The following is a 26,197-nucleotide window of genomic DNA, read 5'->3' as shown; positions in this document are numbered from 1 at the left end:
AGGGCCGGCGATGTTCAGGACCATTGAAGAACAGGTACTCAGCCAGGCCGCCCCGGCGGCCTTGAAGAACGAATTCGCCCAGTACGACTTCGAACGCCTGCACAGCTTCTGCATCCTGACCTACATCGCCAGCCTGAGCATCTGGCTGATCTTCGACCTGATCGTCAGCTTTCCCGGCCAGCAGGGCTTCACCTTCCTTTCGCTGGTATTCCTGACATTGCTGGTGATCGACACCATCATCCTGGGCTTCACCCACAAAGCCCGGCACTTCCAATGGGTCAACCTGCTGTTCGTGCTGGTCATCGCCCTGGCGGTGCGCCTGGTGATCGAGGGCCTGCCCATGGAGCTGCACCCGGTCTGGCTGATCCTCGGCGCCTCGAGCATTCTCTACAGCGCCTCGGTGATGCCGTTGCGGCGCTGGTCGTTCTTCGTCGCGGTGCTGATCACCTGGAGCGTGCTCAACCCTTACTGGATGACCCGCACCTCGATCACCGAACTCAAGGGCCTGATCGTCCTGGCCTACTCGCTGTTCCTCACCGCACTGACCCTGTACAGCTTCATCACCTTGCGCCAGGCCCGGCTGTACAACTACATCATGGCCAAGCGCTTGCTGGAGCAGGCCTATGTCGACGCCCTGACCGAGATTCCCAACCGCCGCTCGTTCATGGCCCGCGCCGGCCAGCGCCTCAAGGTCCGGCCCCGGGAACCCGAGCATTACCTGGCGATGATCGACATCGACAATTTCAAGAAGATCAACGACCGCTACGGGCATGACAGCGGCGACGAGGTACTCAAGCGTGTCGCCGCCGATATCCAGTCGGTGATGGTGGATTTCGACTATGCGCGCCTGGGCGGAGAGGAGTTCGCCGTCTACCTGCCGGGGGTACGGCGCGAAGCCGTGGAACTGCTGGCCGCACGCTTGTGCCAGCAGGTGCGCGAGCAGTCGGCGGGGCCGCCAGTGACCATCAGCATCGGCCTGGCCCGGGTCGAGGACGACGACAGCCTGAACCAGGTGCTGGTCAAGGCCGACCAGGCCCTGTACCAGTCCAAGCACAGCGGCAAGGACCGCTATACCCTTCACGACGACTTGTGAGTCTTGGCCAGGCACCGATCTGCGTTGGCGGGCAGCGGCGGCAGCTTGCCCGGCTCAAGCCTCGGAGTCGCTACCGTCAGCCCGCTCCCCAGCCAGCAGCAAGACCCGGGTCACCCGCCGTTCCTCGACCGTCATCACCTGGAGGCTCCAGCCTTGCCACTCCAGGCAATCGCCCTTGACCGGCAAGCGGTCCAGCAGGCTCATGACCAGCCCGGCCAGGGTCTGGTAGTCCTCGGTCGGCTCGGCGGCGAAGCCGGTGCGCTGGCGGATCTGCGCCAGGTTCAAGGCACCGCTGACCAGGAACCCGCCCTGCTCCTCGACGATGTCCGGACCTTCGATTTCGCTGGCGTCAGGCAACTCGCCGGCGATGGACTCGAGGATGTCGGTCATGCTCAGGACGCCGACGAAATCGCCGAATTCGTTGATCACGAAGGCGATGTGGGTCGAGGCCTTGCGCATCTGCTCCAGGGCATTGAGGATCGTGAAGCTGTCCAGCAGGTTGATCGTGGTCCGCGCCAGGTGCGCAAGGTTCGGCTGGTTGCCGGCCAGGTACTCCTTGAGCAGTTCCTTCTTGTGCACGAAGCCCAGGGGCTCCTCCACCGCACCGTCGCGAATCAGCGGCAGGCGTGAGTAGGACGAATGCATCAGTTTCTCGCGGATGCTTTCGGCATCGTCGGCCAGGTCGATGTAGTCGACGTCGGCACGTACCGTCATCAGGCTGCGGATCGGGCGTTCGGCCAGTTGCAGCACGCCGCTGATCATCACCCGCTCGCGGCGGTCGAACAGCTCGTTGGGCGCCGTCTCGTCGCCTTCCACCAGGTCGGCGATATCCTCGCCCACCTCCTCCGCTGCCAGCTTGCGCCCGCCCAGCAGGCGCATCACCGCGTGGGCCGTACGCTCGCGCATCGGCCGCAGGCCCTGCATGGACTTCTTGCGCCGGGCCCGGGCGATCTGGTTGAACAGTTCGATCAGGATCGAGAAACCGATGGCCGCGTACAGGTAGCCCTTGGGAATGTGGAAGCCCAGGCCTTCGGCGGTCAGGCTGAAGCCGATCATCATCAAGAAGCCCAGGCACAGCATGATCACCGTCGGGTGGCTGTTGACGAAGCGGGTCAGCGGCTTGCTGGCCACGATCATCACGCCGATGGACACCACCACCGCGATCATCATCACCGCCAGCTCATCGACCATGCCCACGGCGGTGATCACCGCGTCCAGGGAGAACACCGCATCGAGCACCACGATCTGCGCCACGATGGGCCAGAACAGCGCATAACCTGCGTTGCTGGCCCGCTGGCTGACATGGCCCTCAAGGCGCTCGTGCAACTCCATGGTGGCCTTGAACAACAGGAACACACCACCGAACAGCAGGATCAAGTCACGGCCCGAGAAGCTCTTGCCCCATACCTCGAACAACGGCTGGGTCAGGGTCACCATCCAGGAGATGCTCGCCAGCAGGCCCAGGCGCATCAGCAACGCCAACGACAGGCCGATGATCCGCGCACGATCGCGCTGATGGGGCGGCAGCTTGTCGGCGAGGATGGCGATGAACACCAGGTTGTCGATGCCCAGCACCAGCTCCAGGACGATCAGGGTCAAGAGGCCGAGCCAGGCCGTGGGGTCTGCGATCCATTCCATAACGTAGGTCTCCGGGAAACTCAGGCGGCCAGGCGCGACAAGACGCCAAGGCGCAGGGCCTTGGGGACGGGCTGGCAAAGATGGGGAACGGCGGATGCCGGATAAGCACGGCCACTGCTGTGGCGGCCTGAACGCCTGCGCCTCAGGAGGGCGGGATGACGTGGGAAGTCAGGGGGGAAAGCGAGATGAGAGCGCCGATTGGGAGGCTCCGAGAGCGTGTTCATGCATGTCCTGAGTGAAAAAACGGATTTGGAGATTACAAGGCATGGGCCTCGCAGCCCCAGCGGCAAATCATTACAAGATTTTATCCGCCTCCCAGCGCGCTTAGTGTAGCCACTGCCCCAGGCTGCGCACGGCTCGGTACGAGCCGCCCGAATGAGGTCCGCAATTGGCTTGATACAACGCTGCGGCCGCTACGCGCCCGTGTAGAGCCTCGCAAGCTCGGCAGCGGCTACACGAGGATTTACCGGGACAGAGCGATTGCCGAAGTGGCGGTCAGCGACGGTATTCGCGGCGCACTTGCTCGATGTAGCGAGTCACCGCCGGGGCCTGCTCGAAACGCCGATGGACCAGCGACAGCCAGGAAGAAGCCGAGCTACCCAGGATAGGTCGGTACAGGACATGGGGCAGGCTCAGGTGGCCCACCACCGACTCCGGCACCACGGCGACACCCTGCCCCAGGGATACCAGGGCCAGCACTGCCACCAGGCCACCGGGCTGTACACCGAGCTTGGGGGCGTAGCCGCCCTCAGCCGCCACCTGCAAGGTGCCGTTGATCTGTTCCGGCAGGATGAAGGTTTCATTGAGCAGGTGCTCGCAGGCGATCTGCGGCAGGCGGCACAGCCAGGACTGCTCCGGCAACGCCAGGACGAAACCCTCGGCCTCCAGGCGGATCGCCTCCACCCCTTCCGGCAAGGTCATGGGTGAACGGATGTAGCCGATGTCCAGGCGACCGTCGGCGATCCGCGCCGGCAAGGTGGGCATGGGGCACTCGCGCACATTGAGGCTGACATCCGGGCAGTCGCGGACGAACTCCTGCACCTGCTTTTGCAGCACCCCCGAGTACACCGCCGAGGCCACGTAGCCCAGCTCGATATGGCCGATCTCGCCGCGGCCGGCGCGCTGGGCGTTGCGCTGCGCCAGCTCGAACTGGCGTACCGTGGCCTCAGCCTCCAGCAGCAAGGTGGCACCGGCCTCGGTAAGGCTGACCTCGCGCTGTTGGCGCAGGAACAGCCGCGTGCCCAGGGCCTGCTCCATGTCCTGGATCTGCCGGCTCAGGGTCGGTGGCGCGATGCCCAGTTGCTCGGCGGCCCGGGTGAAGTTGCGCTGGCGCGCCACCGCCAGGAAATAGCGAAAGTGTCGGATGTCCATAAATACGTTAGCCAAAAGGTAATGAACTTGCCGCCAGAGGCTAACGAACTGCGCCAATGGCCGGGATAAGCTCCCAGGACCTCCACACTAGAGAGCCCATGCCATGCACGTCAAACCCCTGCTTCTGGCCATGATCACCTGCTGCAGCCTGCAAGGAGCGGTAGCGGCAGAAACCCAAGCATCCGTTGCCCACAAGGCAATCCTCACCCTGGACCGAGCCCAGGACTTGCTCAAGGCCGCCCAGGAAACCGCCCGGGCCAAGGGTTGGCCCTGTGCCGTGGTGATAGTCGACGACGGCGGCTGGCCGGTTCTGGGCGCACGCATGGATGGCGCACCGGTGGTCGCCGGGATCGAACTGGCCCAGGGCAAGGCGCGCACCTCGGCGTTGTTTCGCCGCCCCTCGGGCGATCTGGAAAACGCCATCAACGGCGGGCGCCCGGCGGCCCTCAGTGCCGGCCTGCTGATGATGAAAGGCGCCCAGCCGATCGTGCTCGAGGGCCAGGTGGTAGGTGCCATCGGGGTCAGCGCCGACACCCCGGCCCACGATGATGAAATCGCCCTCGCGGCCCTGGCCAGCCTTGGCCGGCAGAGTGCGCCATGAGCACCTCCGGCAACCCGCGCCTGACCCTGCTGACCGCCTCCGGTGTCTGCTCGCTGATCATCCTGGACACCAACATCGTCGCCGTGGCGCTGCCCAGCATCGCCCGGGACCTGGGCGCCGACTTCGCCGATATCGAATGGGTGGTCAGCGCCTACATGCTGGCCTTCGCCGCCCTGCTGCTCCCCGCCGGCAGCCTGGCCGACCGCTTTGGCCGCAAGCGCACCCTGCTCTGCGGCCTGGGTTTGTTCATCCTCGCCTCCGTGGGCTGCGGCGCCGCGTCCACGGCCCTGCTGCTGGACCTGGCGCGGGCACTCAAGGGAATAGGCGCGGCGCTACTGCTGACCTCGGCCCTGGCGACCATCGGCCATGTCTTTCACGACGAAACGGAACGCGCCAGGGCCTGGGCCTTCTGGGGCGGCTGCATGGGCTTGGCGATGACCACCGCGCCGACGATCGGCGGCCTGATCACCCAGTACCTGGGCTGGCGCTGGATCTTCTACTTCAACTTGCCGGTGGGCGCCCTGCTGCTCTGGTGCGTCATGCGCCAGGTGCCGGAATCCCGCGATACCCGGGCGGCGCGCCTGGATCCCTGGGGCAGCCTGGTGTTCAGCGCCAGCCTGCTGTGCCTGATCTGGGGCCTGATCGAGGCCAACCGCATCGGCTGGGGCCATCCGGCTACTATCCTGCGCCTGCTGGCCGGGTTGGCGCTGCTGGGCCTGTTCGTGCTGGTCGAGCGCCTGCAACAAAGGCCCATGGTGGACTTGCAGCTGTTGCGCTACCCACGCTTCATCGGCGCCTTGCTGGGCATGTTCGCCTACGCCGGCTGCGCCCAGGTGATGATGACCCTGCTGCCGTTCTACCTGCAGAACGGCCTGGGCTTCTCGGCCATCGCCTCGGGGCTGGGCATGTTGCCCTTCGCCTTGACCATGCTGGTCTGCCCGCGGATCGGCGCACGCCTGGCCGGGCGCTACCCGCCCGCCACGCTGATGGCCGCCGGGCTGGCCCTGGTGGGCAGCGGCAACCTGCTCAGCGCCTGGGCCGTGCAGGTCGGCGGCTACTCGGCCTTCGCCCTGGCGATCGCGGTGACCGGGGCCGGGGCCGGCCTGCTCAACGGCGACACGCAGAAGAACATCATGGCCTGCGTCCCCCGGGAACGTACCGGCATGGCCTCGGGGCTGAGCACTACCATGCGCTTCAGCGCCATCATGCTGGCCATCGGCGTGTTCGGCGCACTGTTGGGCAACCACACCCGGCAACTGCTGCAAGGCAATTTGCAAGAGGTACCCGGGCCCTGGTTGGCCCAGGCCCCGGAGATCGCCTCGCGGGTGGTGGCCGGCGACATGCAAGGCGCCCTGGCCGGGTTGCCCGAAAGTGCCAGGACCCTGGTCGAGCCCTTGGCCCTGCAGGCGTTCACCGGTGGTTTCGGCCTGGTCCTGGCGGCGGCTGGCGGCCTGGCCCTACTGGGGGCGCTGGTGGTGGGACGACTGATGCGCAGCCCCTTGCCGCAGGCCCGGGGCCTGGCCATGGAAAGCCGCTAGGCAGCGCCCTCCAGGCGCCTGGCCAGCACCTGGCCAGCACCTGGAAGGCGCTTGCAATTTCATAACATTGAGCCAATTGCCGGGGCTGCGAACCCACGGTTAAGGTGCGCCCTGCAATCGGCTTCACCGTCAGGAGACACCTTGGCCATGCACCGCGAATCACCTGCTGCTCCCCCTCCGGCCCCGATCAAGGTCGAGCTGCTGCCCCATGACCCGCAGTGGGCCGAACAGGCGCGGCAGATCGCCCAGGCCCTGCAAGCAGTCTTGGGCGATAACCTGTTGCAGGTACACCATATCGGCTCCACCGCGATCCCCGGCATCCTCGCCAAGCCGGTACTCGACCTGCTGCCCACAGTCCGCTCGCTGGCCGAGCTGGACGAACGCCAGGGAGCGCTGGAGGCCCTGGGGTACATCTGGCGCGGCGAGCTGGGCCTGCCCGGACGGCGCTATTGCAGCCTGGATGAACCGGCCAGCGGTCGCCGCCTGGCGCAACTGCACTGTTATGCCCAGGGCTCGCCGGAGATAGAGCGCCACCTGGCGTTTCGCGATCACCTGCGCCGGCACCCGGATATCGCCCAGGCCTACCAGCGGGAAAAACTCCGCTGCCAGGCCCTGCACCCCGACGACTCCCACGCCTACAGCGATTGCAAGGACGCCTGGATCCAGCAGGTACAGGCCCAGGCCCTGATCGAACGCCAGCGCCACCGCTGACCACATCTACGAGGTAGCTATGCAGCAGCATCCACGGGTAATAGTGCTGGGCGCCGGGATCGTCGGCGCCGCCATCGCCTACCACCTGGCCCGCCAGGGCGCCCAGGTGACCGTCCTGGAGCAGGCCACCCCCGGCTCGGGCGTCACGCGCCACTCCTTCGCCTGGATCAACCCCCACGGGGAATACCCCAGCCCCGTGAAGCCCCTGCGCGAACAGGCGCTGACCGAATACCGGCGCCTGGAGCAGGAGCTGCCGGGCCTGCGGATCAACTGGTCCGGCGCGCTGTGCTATTACCAGGCGAACGCCATGCAACCCACCGCAATGCCCTGCGGGTCGACGCGCCAGTGGCTGGATCGCCAGCGGATTGCCCAACTCGAGCCCAACCTGCAGGCCGTACCGGAACGCGCGCAGTTCGCCCCCGGCGAAGGCAGCCTCGACCCGGTGGCCACCACCCTGTGCCTGCTCGAAGGCGCCCGCGCCCATGGCGCGCAAGTGCTGACCCAAGTCTCGGTGCTGGAGCTGCAAGTAGAAGGCCAGCAAGGGATCGGCGTGGCCACCGCCGCCGGGGTCTATCAGGCCGACCACCTGGTACTGGCCACCGGTTGCGGCACCCCGGCCCTGCTGGAATCGCTGGGCATCGAACTGCCCATGCACGCCTCGCCATCGATCCTGCTACGCCTGGACGCCCCCCGGGGGCTGGTCAAGACCCTGATTTCCAACGACCAGCTGGAGGTGCGCGAAGCCCCTGACGGCAGCCTGCTGGCAGCCGAGGACCACCTCGATGACGCAACGCCCGAGGCCATCGCCCAGCAAGCACTGACCAGCATCCGCCAGGCCCTGCGTGGTGCCGAGGCGGTGACCTTGCGCAGCGCCGAAGTAGGCCAGCGGCCGATGCCCGATGACCAGGTGCCGATCATCGGCCCGCTCGCCCAGTACCCCGGGTTGTACCTGGCGGTGATGCACGCCGGGGTGACCCTGGCACCGATCGTTGGGCGCCTGGTCAGCCAGGAGCTTTCGGGTCACCGCTGCGCGGAACTCGAGCCCTGCCGCCCCAGCCGTTTCGGCCTCTGAGCCAGGCCACCAACGGCGTCGGAGCGCAGGTCAGAAGCTGGCCTTGGCACTCAGGCGCAGGCTGCGCGGCTCGCCCCACAAGCCCTGGCTGTAGAAGCCCAGTTGCTCGTAGTAACGCTTGTCGAACAGGTTATCCAGGTTGGCGCTGACCGACAGGTTGTCGTTGACCTGGTAGCGCGCCATCAGGCTGGTCAAGGCGTAGGCGCCCTGGCCCACATCGGTCAGGCCCCGCGGGCTGGGCACCCGGTTGCGCGAGGTGCGGCTGTTCCAGGTGGTGCCGCCGCCCAGGGTCAGACGCTCCAGGGGGCCCCAGAGGCGATAGGTGGTGAACAGCTTGAACTGGGTCCTGGGGAACTCGGTGTTGATCGCCCGGCCATCGCCATTGCGGGCGATGAAGTGGGTATAGCTGGTGGACAGGTTCCAGGCATCGCTGAGCTGGCCACTCAGCTCCAGGTCGAAACCATCGACCCGCGCCCCGGTACCGGCCTTGTAGGCCTGCTCGTTGGGCCGCCCTTGCACGTTCACCCCGGGGATGGCCTCGGCCAGCCCTTCCTGCTGGGTGCGGTAGACCGCCAGCGCGGCATTGAGCCGCCCCTCCAGGTAGGCCGCCTTGAGCCCCACCTCGTAGCTGTCGCCAGTCACCGGATCGAGGATGCTGCCGTTGGCGCCACGGGCGTTCTGCTGGTTGAAGATGCTGGTATAGCTGGCGTAGGCGCTGTAGGTGGAATCGATGTCGTAGATCAGCCCGGCATAGGGCGTGACTTCATTCTTGTAGCGGTACTGGCGCTGGGCGCCGTAGTAGTTCTGGTCGATCCGCCAGTCGCTGATCCGCGCCCCGAGGATCAAGTGCAACGGGTCGGCCAGGGACAGCCGGGTCACCAGGTAGCCACCGGTCTGCCGGATATGGGTGGCATCGCCCGAGGATCGGGTGCGTGACCACGCCGGCTCGGGGATCCGGCCGTTGCGCCAGTCGGTGAAGCTGCCCAGGGCCGGGGTTCTGCCGGCGGGCTGGTACTGGTCGATGTTCAGGTCGTCGTCGATGCTCATCCAGCCCAGGCCCAGCTCGTGCCCGCGCCCCAGCAACTGGAACGGCCCGCTGGCCGTCACATGCCAGGTATCGCGGCTGCGTTCGCCGTCGTAGTTGAGGAAATTGACCCGCATCCCCAGGCCGCTGGTGCGGTCCGGAAAACCACCGCGAAACAGCGAGTGCATGTCATAGCCACCCTCGTAACGGCTGTAGGCCGTACGCAGTTTCCAGTCGTTGTCCAGGGTGTGCTCCAGGTCGACGAAGGCCGTGGTGGACTCACTGCCGGTGCGGCTCCAGCGGGTGTTGTTGGCGGTCGAACGGCCGAAGTCGGTGCGCGAGCCATCGCTGTAGAACAACGGAAAACCACTGCCCATGCCCCGCACCCGGTTGCGCTGGTATTCCAGGCTGGTGGTCAGCCGAGTGCTGGGGCTCAGCTCGGCGCTGATCACTCCATAGAGCGTGCGTGAGTCGTTTTCCAGATAGTTCACGTAGCTGTCTTTTTCCGAGTAGGCCGCCACCAGCCGCGCCGCCACCCTCCCATCCGCCGCCAGGGGCAGCGACAGATCGAAATCACCGCGCCGCTCCCCCCAGCGTCCGGCTCCGGCCGAGCCGCTGATGGCGAAATCCGCCAGCGGCTTTTTACGCACGAAATTCACCGCTGCCGAAGGGTTGCCGGCGCCGGTCAGCAGCCCCGTGGAACCGCGCACGATTTCCACCCGGTCGTAGATGGCCGAGTCCATGTCGGTGGCACCGAAGTTCCACAGGTTGTTGATGGGCGATGCCAGGCCGTCGAACTGGAAGTTGTCGATAGCGAAACCCCGAGCGGAAAACGCCAGACGATTGCTGTCGCTGCGGGTATAGGAAATCCCCGGGGCGCTGGCCAGGATCTCGGCGGTGGTGGCCAGGCCCTGATCCTCGATGCGCTGGCGGGTGACGACGCTGACCGATTGCGGGGTATCGCGGATCGACAGCGGCAAGCCGATGGCCGTGGACATGGCGCCGGTGGTGTAGCTGCCGGAGTCCTCGGTGGTCTCGCCCAGTTCCTGCTCGCCCTGCACGTTCAGCGTGGGTAGCACCAATGAAGCGTTCGACCTGGAGCGGCGGTCAGGTTCTTCGGCCGAAGCCGAGAGGGACACCAGCAAGCCACCGAACACGGCGGCGGGCAGGCAATGGGCACGACGCGGGAAAGCGCGGGAGTCTGGGCAATACATAGGAATGGTTGTCCGATGAACACTATTGTCGGATGCGCATTATTCACATCCATATCCCGTCCAGGTTTTGCCAGATGCCGAGGATGTTATGGGCGCTGCCGGGTTCGACACGGATAAGCGCCGCCAAGCCGTCGCGGGCCTTCAACCACAGCTGCCGGGGGCCACGCCGAAGCGCTGGCGAAACGCCGTGGCGAAATTGCTGGCATGGCGATAACCCACGAAATGCGCCGCCTGCTGCACCGACCAGCCTTGTTGCAACTGCGCATGGGCGACCTCCAGGCGCCGCTCGCGCAGGTAGCCGAAGACCGTCTGCCCATAGGCCTGGCGGAACTTGCTGCGCAGCGAACTGCTGCTCATGCAGGCCAACTGCGCCAGCTCACCGAGCGAGTGCTCCTCGCCCGGAGCCTGGTGCAGGCGCTCGCGAACCCGCTCCAGCAATTGCCGATCCCGCGGGCTCAAGCTGCCGGCTTGTTCAGCATCGGCTTCCAGCCCGGCCAGGGCATGGGCCAGCAGTTGCAAGGCCACGCCTTCGCACAACAGGGCCTGCAGGCTGCCATGCCAACGTCCGCCGAGCAGGTCGGCGATGGCCTGGCGCAGGTGCACCGGCAACGGCCCGCAGTGCATTCGTGAACCGTTCCCGCGCAGGGCGTTATGCAGCAACTGCGCCCATTGCGCGTCAGGCAGATCCTCCGGGGCGTTGAGGGCCAGGTTCAGGCCGCGCAACCGCGTCCCGGCGAAGTGCACGGCCGACATGGGCCGGCCGTCGGCGCACAGGGTCGTAACGCAGTGACCGGCGAGCAACGCCTGGTCCCGGGTGAAACTCAGCGCCGCATGTCCTTCGAGCACCAGCGCCAGGCTCAGGCATGGCATGCGCAGCGAGTCGGCCCGGTAGCTGTGGAACGCCAGCACGTCGGAGCTCACCAGGACCAGGCCGCCAGGCAGGCGATGCTCGGTGATGCGCCCATGCATCAGGCAGGTAGCGTCATCCTCGTTCCCTGCTCCGGGCAGGCTGTAGCGCACGGCATGGCGTTCGCCAAGCTGACGCAAGTCCCGCAGGTAGTAGCGTTGGTCCAGTTGGGGGGGCGGATGCAAGGCCGGCGCTCGCAGAGAGGAAATCGGGCGACGATATTAGCATTAATTCTCATTCGCACATCTTCATGGAATCATCCGCCCTCGCCCGCTGTCCCCTGTTGATCGCGACGATTTCCCATCCCACGGCAGGAGAACTCCATGGCGAACATCAGCATTGCCCGACAACTGGCCCAGACCCTCGAACAAGCCGGGGTCAAGCGTATCTGGGGCCTGACCGGCGACAGCCTCAACGGCCTCACCGACGCCCTGCAGAGCATGCAAAGCATCCAATGGATGCATGTACGCCACGAGGAAGTGGCGGCCTTCGCCGCTGGCGCCGAAGCGGCGATCACCGGCCAGCTGGCGGTGTGCGCCGGCAGTTGTGGCCCGGGCAACCTGCACTTGATCAACGGCCTGTTCGACTGCCACCGCAGCCGGGTGCCGGTGCTGGCCATCGCCGCACAGATCCCGTCCTCGGAGATCGGCCTGGATTATTTCCAGGAAACCCACCCCCAGGAGCTGTTCAAGGAGTGCAGCCACTTCGTCGAGCTGGTGAGCCACCCGGCGCAGATGCCCGAGGTACTGCACCGGGCCATGCGCAGTGCGATCCTCGAGCGCGGCGTGGCCGTGGTGGTGATCCCCGGGGACGTGGCCTTGCAACAGGTGCCGACGTCCAGCAAGCCATGGCCACCGTTACACGCCCCACGCACCCTGCCAGCGCCCCATGACCTGGACCGCCTGGTGGAATTGCTCAGCCACAGCAAGGCCGTGACCCTGCTTTGCGGCAGCGGTTGTGCCGGCGCCCATGACCAAGTGGTGGCCCTGGCCGATGCCTTGGGCGCGCCGGTGGTGCACGCCCTGCGCGGCAAGGAGCATGTGGAATGGGACAACCCCTTCGATGTCGGCATGACCGGGCTGATCGGCTTCAGCTCCGGTTATCACGCCATGCTCAACTGCGACACCCTGGTGATACTGGGCAGCGACTTCCCCTATCGCCAGTTCTATCCGACGGACGCCTGCGTGATCCAGATCGACCGCGACCCACAAGCCCTGGGCCGGAGGGTGCCGCTGGACCTGGGCGTGGTCGGCGACGTCAGCGAGACCCTCGCCGCCTTGCTGCCACGCCTGCCCTACCAGGGCGACCGGAGCTTCCTGGAAACCTCCCTGGAGCACTACGCCAAGGCCCGCCAAGGCCTGGACGACCTGGCCCGGCCCGCGGCAGCTGGACGGCCGGTGCACCCGCAGTACCTCACCCAACTGGTCAGCGAACTGGCGGACGCCGATGCGATCTTCACCGCCGATGTCGGCACGCCCACGGTATGGGCCGCGCGCTACCTGAAGATGAACGGCCAGCGGCGCCTGCTGGGCTCGTTCAACCACGGCTCCATGGCCAACGCCATGCCCCAGGCCATCGGCGCCCAGGCCGCCTGCCCCACACGCCAAGTCATTGCCCTGGCCGGCGACGGCGGCTTCAGCATGCTCATGGGGGACTTCATTTCCCTGGTCCAGCTCAAGCTGCCGGTGAAGATCATCGTCTACGACAACGCGGCCCTGGGCTTCGTCGCCATGGAGATGAAGTCCGCCGGCTACCTGGACACCGGCACCGACCTGCACAACCCGGACTTCGCCGCCATGGCCAACGCCATGGGTATCCTCGGCCTGCGAGTGGAAGATTCCGCAGGCCTGGAAGGTGCCCTGCGCACCGCCCTGGAACATGACGGCCCGGTGCTGGTGGACGTGGTCACCGCGACCCAGGAACTGGTCATCCCACCGGCGATCAAGCTGGAACAGGCCAAGGGCATGAGCCTGTACATGCTCAAGGCGGTGATGAGCGGGCGCGGCGACGAAGTGGTGGAGCTGGCCCGGACCAACTGGCCCAAGGGCGGCTGGTTCCGGCTCCCCTAGCCTGGGCCTGGACCCGGGGAGTACCGCCCGGTGTCATCGCAACCTCTGGTGGCCCCACCTTGGAGGTGGGCATCGGTGAAGATTGCGCCAATGGCATCCACCAGGATGGCGTTGGAGAAATCACCACGACCCCAGGCATCGGCGCGTTGGCGCCGAAGCCGGCCTGGGGGCTCTTCTCATCGAGCAGAATCCGCTCCAGCCATCTCCCTTGCAGCCGCCCCGCATGGATCAAGCCCGGTGCGGGATCCACGACCTGCCGGCCTCATGCATCACCGATCCCCAGCGCAGCATTTCTGCGACGCCCATTGGCGGTCTTTCCCTGATTCCATCCAACGACTTCAATAACCAGCTGGCCGCAACGACCCGCAAGGGCGCGTTGCGCTGACGGCCTGTTCGACCAACTGTCCACGAGCTTGGCTCCTGTGCATCACATGGATGATCACGCCACGCACTTCGCGCAAGGGCACTGCGGCGGACTGATTGGGCGCATGCAAAGCACGCAAGACCTTTCTTTAGATCAAATGCTTTTGCTTTGGGGAAGGCTAATTCGGAAACGGAAGATGCATCGCTTTTCCTGCGGTCTAGAGTCTAATCCGACAAGCACATTGATGTGCCTCTTGCACGGATGCACGGAGACTGGCGGCCTTCCCCTCCCTACAGACCGTCTGCCTGCAAACAAGGAGTGTTATGAACAAGCCGATCAAGAATATCGTCATCGTGGGCGGCGGCACTGCGGGCTGGATGGCCGCCTCGTACCTCGTCCGGGCGCTCCAGCAGCAGGTAGACATTACGCTCATCGAGTCTGCGGCGATCCCCCGGATCGGCGTGGGCGAGGCGACTATCCCGAGTTTGCAGAAGGTGTTCTTCGACTTCCTCGGGATACCGGAGCGGGAGTGGATGCCCCAGGTGAACGGCGCGTTCAAGGCCGCGATCAAGTTCGTGAACTGGAGAAAGTCTCCCGACCCATCGCGTGACGATCACTTCTACCATTTGTTCGGCAATGTGCCGAACTGCGACGGCGTGCCGCTTACCCACTACTGGTTGCGCAAGCGCGAACAGGGCTTCCAGCAACCGATGGAGTACGCGTGCTACCCGCAGCCCGGGGCGCTCGATGGCAAGCTGGCACCGTGCCTGCCCGACGGCACCCGCCAGATGTCCCATGCGTGGCACTTCGACGCGCACCTGGTGGCCGACTTCTTGAAGCGCTGGGCCGTCGAGCGTGGGGTCAACCGCGTGGTCGACGAGGTCGTGGAGATTCAGCTGAACGACCGCGGCTACATCTCCACCCTGTTGACCAAGGGGGGGCGGAAGCTGGAGGCGGACCTGTTCATCGACTGCTCCGGCATGCGGGGGCTCCTGATCAATCAGACCCTGAAAGAGCCCTTCATCGACATGTCCGACTACCTGCTGTGCGACAGCGCGGTCGCCAGCGCCGTGCCCAACGACGACGCGCGTGACGGGGTCGAGCCGTACACCTCGGCGATCGCCATGAACTCGGGGTGGACCTGGAAGATTCCGATGCTGGGCCGGTTCGGCAGCGGCTACGTCTTCTCGAGCAAGTTCACCTCACGCGACCAGGCTACCGCCGACTTCCTCAAACTCTGGGACCTCTCGGACAATCAGTCGCTCAACCAGATCAAGTTCCGGGTCGGACGCAACAAGCGGGCGTGGGTCAACAATTGTGTGTCTATCGGGCTGTCGTCGTGCTTTCTGGAGCCCCTGGAATCGACGGGCATCTACTTCATCTACGCCGCGCTTTACCAGCTTGTGAAGCACTTCCCCGACACCTCGTTCGACTCGCGGTTGCGCGATGCATTCAACGCCGAGATCGTCTACATGTTTGACGACTGCCGAGACTTCGTCCAGGCGCACTATTTCACCACGTCGCGCGAAGACACGCCGTTCTGGCTCGCGAACCGGCACGAACTGCGGCTCTCGGACGCCATCCAGGAGAAGGTGCAGCGCTACAAGGCGGGGCTGCCACTGACTACCACGTCGTTCGACGATTCCACGTACTACGAGACCTTCGACTACGAATTCAAGAACTTCTGGTTGAACGGCAACTACTACTGCATCTTTGCCGGCTTGGGCATGCTGCCCGACCGGTCGCTCCCGCTCTTGCAGCACCGACCCAAGTCGATCGAAAAGGCCGAGGCGATGTTCGCCAGCATCCGCCGCGAGGCCGAGCGCCTGCGGAGCAGCCTGCCGACGAACTACGACTACCTGCGGTCGCTGCGTGACGGGAACGCGCAGGTGTCTGGCAACCAGCGCGGGCCGACGCTCGCGACGCGGGAAGGCCGGTAGTGGAACGCACCTTGAACCGGGTATCCGCATTCGCCACCACCCACGCTGCCGTGGCCGCCTGTGATCCGCTACAGGCGCGCTCGCTGGTGCTGCAACTGCCGGGCCTGAACCGTAACAAGGACGTGCCCGGCATCATCGGCCTGCTGCGCGAGTTCCTCCCGACGCGCGGCGTGCCCTCCGGCTGGGGCTTCGTCGAAGCCGCCGCCGCGATGCGGGACATCGGCTTCTTCCTGGGGTCGCTCAAGCGGCACGGACACGAGCCTGCGGACGTGGTGCCCGGGCTTGAACAGGTGCTGCTGGACTTGGCACGCGCGACCGATATGCCGCCGCGCGAGACGCTCCTGCATGTGACGGTCTGGAACCCTGCGGCGGCCGACGCGCAGCGCAGTTACACCGGGCTGCCCGACGAAGCGCATCTGCTCGAGAGCGTGCGCATCTCGATGGCGGCCCTGGAAGCGGCCATCGCGGTGACCGTCGAGCTGTTCGATGTGCCCCTGCGCTCGCCCGCGTTCGTGCAAGGGTGCGCCGAGCTGGAAGCCTATCTGCAGAAAATGGTCGAATCGATCGTCTACGCGTACCGCTTCATCTCACCGCAGGTCTTCTACGATGAACTGCGCCCCTTCTACGATCCGATCCAGGTCGGGGGCCAAAGCTACCTCGGCCCCGGCGCCGTGGAAATGCCCCTGTTCGTGCTGGAGCACGTCCTGTGGGGCTCGCAAACCGACGACCAGGCCTATCGAGAATTCAAGGAGACGTACCTGCCCTACGTGCTTCCCGCGTACCGGGCGGTCTACGCTCGGTTCGCCGAGGGGCCGGCGCTCATGGACCGCGCGCTCGACGAAGCGCGAACCGCTGGTGCGCCAGACGAGCCTGCCCGGGCTGGGCTGGTAGCCCTGGAGCGGGTGCTCAAGGTCCTGCTGCGCTTCCGGGCGCCTCACCTCAAGTTGGCAGAACGGGCGTACGAGGCCGGGCGAAGCGGTCCCGCAACCGGCAGCGGGGGGTACGCGCCCAGCATGCTCGTTGATCTACTCACGCTCACGTGTGCCGCGCGCTCGCGCATCCGCGCCGCGCTCGACGAATCCTGACGCGCAAAGCCAGGTCTCATCTCGCAAGGAGAGTTTGCCCCCATGACTCAGAAGAGCCCCGAGAACGGGCGCGACAACAACCATTTCGACGTGATCATCCTCGGCTCGGGCATGTCCGGCACCCAGATGGGAGCCATCCTGGCCAAGAAACAGTTTCGCGTGCTGATCATCGAGGAGTCGTCGCACCCGCGGTTCACGATCGGCGAGTCGTCGATCCCCGAGACGTCTCTCATGAACCGCATCATCGCTGACCGCTACGGCATTCCGGAGCTCGACCACATCACGTCGTTCTACTCGACGCAGCGTTACGTCTCGTCGAGCACGGGCATCAAGCGCAACTTCGGATTCGTGTTCCACAAACCCGGCCAGGAGCACGACCCGAAGGAGTTCACGCAGTGCGTCATTCCCGAACTGCCATGGGGACCGGAGAGCCATTACTACCGGCAGGACGTCGACGCCTACTTGTTGCAGGCCGCCATCAAATACGGCTGCAAGGTCCGCCAGAGGACTAGCGTGACCGACTACCACGCCGATAAAGACGGCGTCGCGGTGACCACCGCCGAGGGCGAACGGTTCACCGGCCGGTACATGATCGACTGCGGAGGCCCTCGCGCACCGCTGGCGACCAAGTTCAAGCTTCGCGAAGAACCGTGTCGCTTCAAGACGCACTCGCGCAGCCTCTACACGCACATGCTCGGGGTCAAGCCGTTCGACGACATCTTCAAGGTCAAGGGGCAGCGCTGGCGCTGGCACGAGGGGACCTTGCACCACATGTTCACGGGCGGCTGGCTCTGGGTGATTCCGTTCAACAACCACACCCGATCGACCAATAACCTGGTGAGTGTCGGCCTGCAGCTCGACCCGCGTATCTACCCGAAAACGGACATCAGCGCGCAGCAAGAATTCGCCGAGTTCCTCGCGCGGTTCCCGAGCATCGGGGCTCAGTTCCAGGACGCCGTGCCGGTGCGCGACTGGGTCAGGACCGACCGCCTGCAGTTCTCGTCGACCGCCTGCATCGGCGACCGCTACTGCCTGATGCTGCACGCGAACGGGTTCATCGACCCGCTGTTCTCCCGGGGCCTGGAGAACACCGCGGTGACCATCCACGCGCTCGCGGCGCGCCTTATCAAGGCGCTACGCGACGATGACTTCGCCCCCGAGCGCTTCGAGTACATCGAGCGCCTGCAGCAAAAGCTTCTGGACCACAACGACGACTTCGTCAGCTGCTGCTACACGGCGTTCTCGGACTTCCGTCTATGGGATGCATTCCACAGGCTGTGGGCGGTCGGCACGATCCTCGGGCAGTTCCGGCTCGTGCAAGCCCACGCGCGGTTTCGCACCTCGCGCGACGAGGGCGACCTGGATCACCTCGACAACGACCCCCCGTACCTTGGGTACCTGTGCGCGGACATGGAGGAGTACTACCAGTTGTTCAACGACGCCAAGGCCGAGGTCGAGGCAGTGAGCGCCGGGAACCAGTCGGCTGCACAGGCCGCGGTGCGGATCCACGCCCTCATCGACGAACGAGACTTCGCCAAGCCGATGTTCGGCTTCGGGTACTGCATCACCGGGGACAAGCCGCAGCTCAACAACTCGAAGTACAGCCTGATACCGGCGATGAAGCTGATGTACTGGACGCAGACCAGAGCGCCGGCAGAGGTGAAAAAGTACTTCGACTACAACCCGATGTTCGCGCTGCTCAAGGCGTACGTCACGACCCGCATCGGCCTGGTTCTGAAGAAGTAGCCGGCCGAGGACGACATAACGCGATGAACAACATTCAACTGGATCAGCCGAGCATCAAGAAGCATCCCCCAGGGGCGCACGACGCGACCACGCGCGTGGCCGCGAGCTGGTACGTCGCGATGCGCTCCAGCGACCTCAGGGACAAGCCCAAGGAATTGACGCTCTTTGGCCGTCCGTGCGTGGCATGGCGCGCAGCGACGGGACGGGCCGTGGTGATGGATCGCCACTGCCCGCACCTGGGCGCCAACCTGGCTGACGGGCAGGTCAAGGACGGGTGCATCCAATGCCCGTTTCACCACTGGCGATACGACGAGCACGGCCAGTGCGTTCACATCCCCGGCCACAACCAGGCGGTGCGCCAGCTGGAACCCGTACCGCGCGGGGCGCGCCAGCCGACGTTGGTGACCACCGAGCGCTACGGCTACGTGTGGGTCTGGTACGGCTCCGCGCAGCCGCTGCACCCGCTGCCCGAAATCGCCGCGGCCGACGTCGACAACGGCGACTTCATGCACCTGCACTTCGCGTTCGAGACGACGACGGCGGTCTTGCGCATCGTCGAGAACTTCTACGACGCGCAGCACGCAACCCCCGTGCACGCGCTCCCGATCTCGGCCTTCGAGCTCAAGCTCTTCGACGACTGGCGCCGGTGGCCAGAGGTCGAGTCGCTGGCCCGGGCAGGCGCGTGGTTCGGTGCCGGGATCGATTTCACCGTAAACCGCTACTTCGGTCCGCTGGGCATGTTGTCGCGCGCGCTCGGCCTGAACATGTCGCAGATGAACCTGCACTTCGATGGCTACCCCGGCGGGTGCGTCATGACCGTAGCCTTGGACGCAAACGTCAAATACAAGCTGCTCCAGTGTGTGACGCCAGTGAGCGACGGCAAGAACGTCATGCACATGCTCATCTCGATCAAGAAGGTGGGCGGTGCCCTGCGTCGCGCCACTGACTTCGTGCTGTTCGGGCTGCAGACCAGGCAGGCAGCCGGGTACGACGTCAAGATCTGGAACGGGATGAAGCCCGACGGCGGCGGCGCGTACAGCAAGTACGACAAGCTCGTGCTCAGGTACCGGGCGTTCTACCGGGGCTGGGTCGACCGCGTCGAGAGCGAGCGGTAATGCGTGAGGCCGAGCCGGTATCGGCCGTGTCGCTGTACCGGGCGCTCGCGAACCTGGCCAGTGGCGTCACGGCCATCACGGGGCTCGCCGCCGCTCGCTTCGTGCCGGTGTCGCTCCTTGCGAGGTATCCATGACCATCTGGCTGCTGCAACTCATGCTGGTGATCGCGCTCTGCAATGTCTGCGGGCGCATTGCCGAACGGCTCGGCCAGTGCGCGGTCGTCGGCGAGATTGCGGCCGGCCTGCTGTTGGGACCTTCGCTGTTGGGCCTGGTCGCACCGAGTTTCTACGGCCTGTTGTTCGCCCCACACACGCTGTCGGCAATGGCGCAAGTTGGCGAAGTCGGTTTGATACTGCTGATGTTCCAGATCGGTCTGCGTATGGACTTGGGCCAGACGCTGCACGGCAAGCGCTGGCGCATACCGGCGGCGATCGCAGCCGGCGGGCTCATCGCACCGGCGGCGGCCGGCATGCTCGTCGCCGTCGCCTCCAAAGACACGCTCGCCAGCGACGCACCGACGCTGCCCTATGTGCTCTTCTGCGGTGTCGCACTGGCGGTATCGGCGGTGCCGGTGATGGCGCGCATCATCGACGACCTGGCGCTGAGCGCCATGGTCGGCGCACGGCACGCAATGTCCGCCGCGATGCTGACAGATGCACTCGGATGGATGCTGCTGGCCACCATTGCCTCGCTATCGAGCGGGCCTGGCTGGGCATTTGTGCGCATGCTCGTCAGCCTGCTCGTGTACCTGCTGCTGAGCGGGCTGCTGGTGCGCTTCGTGGTTCGACCGGCGCTTGCACGGCTCGCATCGACTGCCCATGCGGCGCGCGACCGCTTGGCCGTGTTGCTCTGCTTCGTCATCGCGTCGGCACTGGCGACGTCGCTGATCGGATTCCATAGCGCATTTGGCGCACTGGCGGCGGCGCTGTTCGTGCGGCGCGTGCCCGGCGTCGCGAAGGAGTGGAGCGAGAACGTCGAAGGTTTCGTCAAGCTTGTGCTGATGCCGGTGTTCTTCGCATGTGCGGGACTGCGTGCATCGATCGGCACGATCGACGACCAGGCATCATGGATGTGGTGCGGTGTATTCCTGCTGGGCGGATTCATCGGCAAGTTCGGCGGCAGCTATCTGGGCGCACGCACCACCGGGCTTGCGCCACACGATGCGATGCTGGTGAGCTCGTTGATGAACACACGCGGCTTGATGGAGCTAATCGTCCTGTCGATCGGCCTGCAGATGCAGATCCTTCCGCCAGAGGTCTACACGATACTCGTGGTGTTCGCGCTGGTGACGACGGCGCTGAGCGCGCCTCTGGTTCGATTCACGCTGCGCCTGCAATCGCGCGCAATGAACCAGCAGGCCGCCTGAGCCCGCTTGAGGGGAGAGATCAGCATGAACGCTGCCACCGAAACCAAAGCTCTCGATTTGCTCGATGCCCAGGGTTGCGATGTCCACGATGCCCGCGAACTGCGCAACTTGCTGGGGCAGTTCGCGACCGGTGTCACCGTGATCACCACCCGCACCGCTGACGGCCGAAACATCGGCGTGACCGCCAACTCGTTCTCCTCATTGTCGCTGTCACCGGCACTGGTGCTCTGGAGCCTGGCTCGCAAGGCACCGAGCCTGAAGGTTTTTTGCGCGGCGAGCCATTTCGCCATCAACATACTGGGCGCGCACCAGCATCACCTGTCGGAGCAGTTCGCCCGGGCAGCACCTGACAAGTTCGCCGGTGTAGCTCATTCCTATGGCAAGGCGGGAGCCCCGGTGCTGGACGATGTGGTGGCAGTACTGGTGTGCCGCAACGTCACCCAGTACGAGGGCGGTGATCACCTGATCTTCATTGGCGAGATCGAACAGTACCGATACAGCGGCGCAGAACCGCTGGTCTTCCATGCAGGCCAGTACCGGGGCTTAGGGAGCAATGGAACAGACCCGTAAGCGTCAGCAACCCGGCTCATGTAATCGTTGAATGGGAGGGTCGCTGGGTTTCGTCTGGATGACGGCCGCCGTTCACCGCGGGCGATTTCCTGCGGTACAGCAAAGAAATAGCGCCACGCATATTGAGTTGCTCGAGGATCAGCGGCGACAACCTGGGCAGCTCCTGGAGTTTGCCGGGAGTGCTCGCCATCTGCTCACTATCAGATTAATACAGCCATTTGCAGTTCCCCCCTCCTCCTCTCGGGTCGATCCGGCATCCACTCAAGGGCCGCACAAACGCTGTTGATAAGCATTTGCAACTAAAGATAAGATTCCGCCCCCCTAGCCTGATCCCACCTTGAATGATCGCCGCCGTGTCTTATCCCAGCGATAAACTCGAGCTCTACCTTTCCCACCGTGCCGCGCTGGTCGACTACTCGGCGCCGATTGTCGGCTGTCGGGCCCAAGCCGAAGAGGTGGTCCAGGAAGCCTGGCTGCGCTTCTGCGGCCAGGCCGATAGCGTTGCCCAGCCGAGCAACCCGGTGGGCTACCTGTACCGCATCGTGCGCAACCTGTCCTTTGATCTGCTGCGGCGCTCGACCCTGGAAAACCGCCACCCCGATGGCGACGATCTGCTCAGCGAACTGCCCTCGAGCACGCCTTCGCCGGAGCACCAGGCGCTGCACAGCGACCAGTTGCGCCTCCTGCAGGACGCCCTGACCCGACTGCCGGAACGAACGCGCCGGGCCTTCTACATGCATCGCCTGCAACACCAGACCTTCCAGGAAATTGCCGCTGAGTTGAAGATCTCCACCAGCTTGGCGCACCAACTGGTGCGTGACGCACTGACCCACTGTGCGGAGCATCTGGCCGATGACTGATATCCCCTCCTCCCAACCTGTATCCGGCTCACTGAAGGACGACCTGGTGTGGCAGGCGGCCATGGACTGGCTGCTGCAATGCCGCGCCGCGCCGGATGACCTGGCACTGCAACAGGCCCATGGACGCTGGCTGGCCGCTGATGAGCGTCACGCTGCCGCCTGGCGCAAGGCCGAGAAAGTCTGGTTGCTCAGTGGTTACCTGGAGCCGCCGGAGATACCCGTGCCTCGGCCGCTGCCAGCCTCGGCCCCGCCCCAGGGCCGACATCGCTGGGCGGGCCGAGCGCTGGCAACGCTGGCACTGGCAGCCTGTGTGCTGTTGCTGGTAGGACCCACGCCGCCGACAGACCATGCCAGCCCACTCGGCGAGCATCTGAAGATCAGCCTGAGCGACGGCAGCCATGTCGAACTGGGCAGCGACAGTGCCATCCGGGTGGCCTTCGAGCCAGGTACGCGGGGCGTGACGCTGCTCAGGGGGCAGGCGTTCTTCGAGGTCAGCCACGATGCTTCACGCCCGTTCACGGTCCAGGCAGCGGACGTGAAGGTCAGGGTCATAGGTACGGCGTTCGATGTGGACCTGGGTCGCAACGCCGTCGTGGTGGCAGTGCAAAGCGGAACGGTCCAGGTTCGCGATGGCCGGGGCGAACTCGCGGTGCCTGCCCTGGGCCCCGGCGATAGCCTGCGCCTGGGCCTGGACCACAGTCCACCGCAGCGCAACCGGCTAGCGCCGGACCAGGTTGCGCTATGGCGCCAGTGGCAGTTGGTGGTCAACGACCGGCCCCTGCGCGAGGTGATCGAACAACTGCGGGACTACTATCCCGGCGCCTTGCTGTTGGCCGACCGGGCCCTGGGCGAGCGGCGCGTCACCGCCTCGCTGAACCTGCGTTCGCCGGTCAGCGCGCTGCAACTGGCCATCGCTCCGCTTCGTGGGCATCTCACGCATTGGGGGCCCTACCTCACCCTTATCCGAGAAACCCCTGGAGCGCCGGTAGAAAAATAAATTTCAAAAAATTCTGGAAGTTCTCGATCGCCGTTCGTTTATTGCCCCGTCCAGTTAATAGTAAATATTCTCATTAACAAATGCGGATCATTCGCACCAAGCGGGGAGTTCACCAGAGCATGTCCATTCGCCACCTAGAAGGTCTTCACGGTTGCCGACGCAGCGCGCGCCTATTATTGCTGTCGGTAGGACTGGCGATGTCCTTGCCGGTACTGGCCGGTGACCAGCGGGCCCGGCATAGCATCGACATCGCCCGCCAGCCGCTAGGTACGGCACTGATGGCGCTGGCACAGCAGACCGGCCTGCAGATCAGCGTCGAGAGCCAATTGCTGCTCAACCTGACCGCTCCCGCGGTGCAGGGCGAGCTGAGCGCCGATCAGGCGCTGGCGAAACTGCTCAAGGGCAGTCATCTGGAGTGGATTTACCTCAGTGACGACGCGCTGATGGTGCAACGTGCGACCCACCGGCGCGCAGACCCGGTGCGCCTGGGCAACACCAAGGTCCCCGGCGAGTGGACGCTGCCCCAGGGGGAAACCCGTATAGACCGCGCGACGATCGAAGCGATGCCGGCCGGCAATGGCGACATCACCAGCCTGTTGCGCAGCCATCCCAACGTGCAGTTCGACGACGCCCAGCTCAGCAGCAAGACCCCTGGCGAAATCAGCCCGGCCAACATCAGCATCAACGGCGCGCAGTTCTACCAGAATGCCTTCCTGATCGATGGCATCAACATGAACAACGACATCGATCCGGCAGAAGACCGGGTGCAATTGCTGGACGCGGTGCCGGGGCGCAGCCAGGGCCTGGCCCTGGACACCGACCTGCTGGAGAACATCACGGTCCTGGACAGCAACGTCCCGGCAGCCTATGGCGGCTTCAACGGCGGCGTCATCGATGCACAAACCCGTGCGCCGTCCCAGGCGCTGCACGGCAAGTTCTCGGTGCAGACCACCCGCTCCGCCTGGACCAAATATCACATCGACGAAAGCGAAGAACAGCGCATGGAGAACTCCGGCTCCCCCGACGAGCAGCCCAAGTTCGACAAGGTCACCATTCGCGGCACGCTGCAGGGCCACCTGACCGACAATTTCGGCCTGCTCGGCAGCTTCAGCCAGAAGCGCTCGACGATCCCGCTGGGTTTCTACTCCTATAACAACGTCGAGGAAATGGGCTTTCACGAGGAGAAGCAGCAACGGCGCATCGACAACTACTTCCTCAAGTCGGTCTGGCGGGCCAGCGACCAACTCACCGTCGAGACCAGCGTGACCCATGCGCCTGAGGAGAGTCACTACTTTCGCGCCAACGTGGCCAACTCGGGTTACGACAACAAGGCCGGCGGCACCCAACTGAACCTGCGCACCATCTGGGATGGCGACCTGGCGCGGGTCGAACAGAACCTGGCGTGGAGCGGCCAGGAACAGAGCCGCCAGTCGGATTCGGCCGACTACTGGACCTGGCGCAAATCGAGCACCAAGGACTGGGGCATCGGCAACAAGGCCACCGCCAATACCCTTGAAGGCGGTTGGGGAGATATCGAGCAGCAACAACGTACCTGGCAATACAAGCTCAATGCCGACTGGCGCAGCGTCAACTGGCTGGGCATGACTCATCGCCCGCAAACCGGCTTCGAATTCTCCCGCCAGTACGTGCGCTATGAGCGCCTGACCGATAGCAGCACCTATGTTGCTCCCGCGGCCACCAAAACCTGCACCAACAGCGCCGGGGTTACCGACAACGTCGCCTGCAACATGGGCCAGACCCTGAACGGCTGGGCGGGGCAATACATGAAAAGCCGTACCCGCTACGCCACCGGCGAATTCGACTTCACCACGACCTCCTGGGGCAGCTGGTTGCAGGACGAGATCACCATCGGCCCACTGACCTTGCGCCCGGGCGTGCGCATGGACACCGACGACTACATGGACAAGACCACCTGGGCGCCGCGCTTCTCCCTCGAATATGACCTGTTCGGTGACCGCACTACCCTGCTCAATGCCGGCGTCAACCGTTACTACGGGCGCAGCGTCAGCAGTTGGCAACTGCAGGACGGGCGCAACCGCCTGCGCTTCAACGAAACCCGCGACAGCCTGGACAAGCCCTGGGTGGTCAAGTCCAACGCCGCCAACCAGGTGCGTTTCAATCAGCTGGACATCCCCTACGACGATGAACTGATGCTGGGCGTGGTGCAGCAATGGGCCGGGATCGAATACGCGCTCAAGTATGTCAATCGCAAGGGCCGCGACCAGGTGGTGCAGGTATCCGGCAGGACCTTGGGCGAGCCGTCCACAGACCCGGCGCTGGCGAGCAACTACACCACCTACACCAACGACGGCAAGAGCGAGACCGACACCTACACCCTGACGGTCACGCCGTTGCAGCGCTGGACACTGCTGGGCACCCAGACCGGGGGGCAGCTGGCGCTCAACTGGACCGACAGCAAGGCCTCGGCGCCGACCTACGTCGCCGCTGAAAACCTGTACTACCAGAACAACGTCATCCAGTACCAAGGCAGCTTCATCAACTATGACGACCGGCCTGCCAGCAACTTCAACCGGCCCTGGACGGCCCGCCTGACAACCATCACCGAGATCCCCCAAGCCAACCTGCAGTGGAGCAACTTCTGGCGCTATCGCGCCGGCTACAAGCGCATTGGCGACACGGGGCGCAATGTGGACTACATGGGGACCTCGGTGGATGTCTGGGAAGAACAGAAGTTCCAGGCCGCGCTGACCTGGGACACCCGCCTGGGCTGGCGTATTCCCACCGCCAGGGACCAGACGGTGTTCATCAATGTCGACGTGTTCAACGTGCTCGACAAGAAGTCGGTCAATGCCAACCAGACGATCAACAGCAACTCGGTCTCGACCTATGAGGTGGGCCGCCAGTACTGGCTCGAAGTCGGGTACGCGTTCTGAA

21 protein-coding genes are annotated in these 26,197 nt (G+C 65.0%); 17 read left to right on the top strand and 4 right to left on the bottom strand.

What is annotated here, in order from left to right; genetic code table 11:
• Positions 1–10: 10 nt before the first annotated feature.
• Positions 11–1,093, top strand: a complete 1,083-nt coding sequence (locus CAG11_RS22185) for a GGDEF domain-containing protein (RefSeq protein WP_085597955.1) — start codon at positions 11–13, stop codon at positions 1,091–1,093.
• 54 nt (positions 1,094–1,147) lie between these two features.
• On the opposite strand, the gene CAG11_RS22180 is transcribed toward CAG11_RS22185, so the two are convergent.
• Together CAG11_RS22180 and CAG11_RS22175 are read right to left on the bottom strand one after the other, a co-directional pair.
• On the bottom strand, positions 1,148–2,731 hold the full coding sequence (locus CAG11_RS22180; protein WP_085597954.1) for a TerC family protein: 1,584 nt from the start codon (positions 2,729–2,731) through the stop codon (positions 1,148–1,150).
• Positions 2,732–3,226: 495 nt separating this feature from the next.
• The gene (locus CAG11_RS22175; RefSeq protein ID WP_085597953.1) at positions 3,227–4,102 is read right to left on the bottom strand and encodes a LysR family transcriptional regulator; all 876 of its coding nucleotides are present in this window, start codon (positions 4,100–4,102) and stop codon (positions 3,227–3,229) included.
• A 103-nt stretch (positions 4,103–4,205) separates the two neighbouring features.
• Here CAG11_RS22175 and CAG11_RS22170 point away from each other — a divergent pair, with 103 nt between their 5' ends.
• The 4 genes from CAG11_RS22170 (at position 4,206) to CAG11_RS22155 (ending at position 8,024) form a co-directional block, all read left to right on the top strand.
• The gene (locus CAG11_RS22170; protein ID WP_085597952.1) at positions 4,206–4,703 is read left to right on the top strand and encodes a heme-binding protein; all 498 of its coding nucleotides are present in this window, start codon (positions 4,206–4,208) and stop codon (positions 4,701–4,703) included.
• Entirely contained in the window at positions 4,700–6,241 is a 1,542-nt protein-coding gene (locus CAG11_RS22165) for an MFS transporter (RefSeq protein ID WP_085597951.1), read from the top strand. Before CAG11_RS22170 ends, CAG11_RS22165 begins: the two co-directional genes overlap by 4 nt.
• Before the next feature lie 147 nt (positions 6,242–6,388).
• Complete coding sequence (locus CAG11_RS22160) at positions 6,389–6,952, top strand: GrpB family protein (protein WP_085597950.1); 564 nt, start codon at positions 6,389–6,391, stop codon at positions 6,950–6,952.
• 19 nt (positions 6,953–6,971) lie between these two features.
• Positions 6,972–8,024 (top strand): FAD-binding oxidoreductase, encoded by a 1,053-nt coding sequence (locus CAG11_RS22155; protein ID WP_085597949.1) that lies wholly within the window; start codon positions 6,972–6,974, stop codon positions 8,022–8,024.
• A 30-nt stretch (positions 8,025–8,054) separates the two neighbouring features.
• On the opposite strand, the gene CAG11_RS22150 is transcribed toward CAG11_RS22155, so the two are convergent.
• Both CAG11_RS22150 and CAG11_RS22145 read right to left on the bottom strand, forming a co-directional pair.
• A complete protein-coding gene (locus CAG11_RS22150; protein WP_085597948.1) occupies positions 8,055–10,262 on the bottom strand; it encodes a TonB-dependent siderophore receptor in 2,208 nt (735 codons plus the stop codon).
• A 141-nt stretch (positions 10,263–10,403) separates the two neighbouring features.
• On the bottom strand, positions 10,404–11,354 hold the full coding sequence (locus CAG11_RS22145) for a helix-turn-helix transcriptional regulator (RefSeq protein ID WP_085597947.1): 951 nt from the start codon (positions 11,352–11,354) through the stop codon (positions 10,404–10,406).
• Positions 11,355–11,492: 138 nt separating this feature from the next.
• Between CAG11_RS22145 and poxB the strand changes: the two genes are divergently transcribed.
• From poxB to CAG11_RS22095, 12 genes are all read left to right on the top strand, one after another.
• Positions 11,493–13,238 carry a ubiquinone-dependent pyruvate dehydrogenase gene (gene poxB / locus CAG11_RS22140; protein ID WP_085597946.1) on the top strand — a complete coding sequence of 582 codons (1,746 nt, stop codon included), beginning with the start codon at positions 11,493–11,495 and terminating at the stop codon, positions 13,236–13,238.
• A gap of 223 nt (positions 13,239–13,461) precedes the next feature.
• Complete coding sequence (locus CAG11_RS33655) at positions 13,462–13,623, top strand: hypothetical protein (protein WP_158091437.1); 162 nt, start codon at positions 13,462–13,464, stop codon at positions 13,621–13,623.
• A 302-nt stretch (positions 13,624–13,925) separates the two neighbouring features.
• Positions 13,926–15,542 carry a tryptophan halogenase family protein gene (locus tag CAG11_RS22135; RefSeq protein ID WP_085597945.1) on the top strand — a complete coding sequence of 539 codons (1,617 nt, stop codon included), beginning with the start codon at positions 13,926–13,928 and terminating at the stop codon, positions 15,540–15,542.
• On the top strand, positions 15,542–16,627 hold the full coding sequence (locus tag CAG11_RS22130; RefSeq protein ID WP_085597944.1) for a monodechloroaminopyrrolnitrin synthase PrnB family protein: 1,086 nt from the start codon (positions 15,542–15,544) through the stop codon (positions 16,625–16,627). Before CAG11_RS22135 ends, CAG11_RS22130 begins: the two co-directional genes overlap by 1 nt.
• A gap of 42 nt (positions 16,628–16,669) precedes the next feature.
• Complete coding sequence (locus tag CAG11_RS22125) at positions 16,670–18,373, top strand: NAD(P)/FAD-dependent oxidoreductase (protein ID WP_085597943.1); 1,704 nt, start codon at positions 16,670–16,672, stop codon at positions 18,371–18,373.
• A 23-nt stretch (positions 18,374–18,396) separates the two neighbouring features.
• A complete protein-coding gene (locus tag CAG11_RS22120; protein WP_085597942.1) occupies positions 18,397–19,488 on the top strand; it encodes a Rieske 2Fe-2S domain-containing protein in 1,092 nt (363 codons plus the stop codon).
• Positions 19,488–19,622, top strand: a complete 135-nt coding sequence (locus CAG11_RS33305) for a flavin reductase (protein ID WP_143494723.1) — start codon at positions 19,488–19,490, stop codon at positions 19,620–19,622. The genes CAG11_RS22120 and CAG11_RS33305 overlap by 1 nt, the downstream gene beginning before the upstream one ends.
• Entirely contained in the window at positions 19,619–20,854 is a 1,236-nt protein-coding gene (locus CAG11_RS22115) for a cation:proton antiporter (protein WP_085597941.1), read from the top strand. Before CAG11_RS33305 ends, CAG11_RS22115 begins: the two co-directional genes overlap by 4 nt.
• Positions 20,855–20,878: 24 nt before the next feature.
• Positions 20,879–21,424 carry a flavin reductase family protein gene (locus tag CAG11_RS22110; RefSeq protein WP_085597940.1) on the top strand — a complete coding sequence of 182 codons (546 nt, stop codon included), beginning with the start codon at positions 20,879–20,881 and terminating at the stop codon, positions 21,422–21,424.
• Between the two features lie 341 nt (positions 21,425–21,765).
• A complete protein-coding gene (locus tag CAG11_RS22105) occupies positions 21,766–22,284 on the top strand; it encodes a sigma-70 family RNA polymerase sigma factor (protein WP_022639376.1) in 519 nt (172 codons plus the stop codon).
• Positions 22,277–23,281, top strand: a complete 1,005-nt coding sequence (locus CAG11_RS22100) for a FecR domain-containing protein (RefSeq protein WP_256578666.1) — start codon at positions 22,277–22,279, stop codon at positions 23,279–23,281. Before CAG11_RS22105 ends, CAG11_RS22100 begins: the two co-directional genes overlap by 8 nt.
• 197 nt (positions 23,282–23,478) lie before the next feature.
• Positions 23,479–26,196 (top strand): TonB-dependent receptor, encoded by a 2,718-nt coding sequence (locus tag CAG11_RS22095; RefSeq protein ID WP_177409162.1) that lies wholly within the window; start codon positions 23,479–23,481, stop codon positions 26,194–26,196.
• Position 26,197: the final 1 nt, after the last annotated feature.

Source organism: Pseudomonas sp. B6(2017) (assembly GCF_002112765.1).
GTDB classification, from domain to species: domain Bacteria; phylum Pseudomonadota; class Gammaproteobacteria; order Pseudomonadales; family Pseudomonadaceae; genus Aquipseudomonas; species Aquipseudomonas piscis.
Note: the sequence above shows the minus strand (reverse complement) of the source record. Positions and strands in the feature narration are given on the sequence as shown.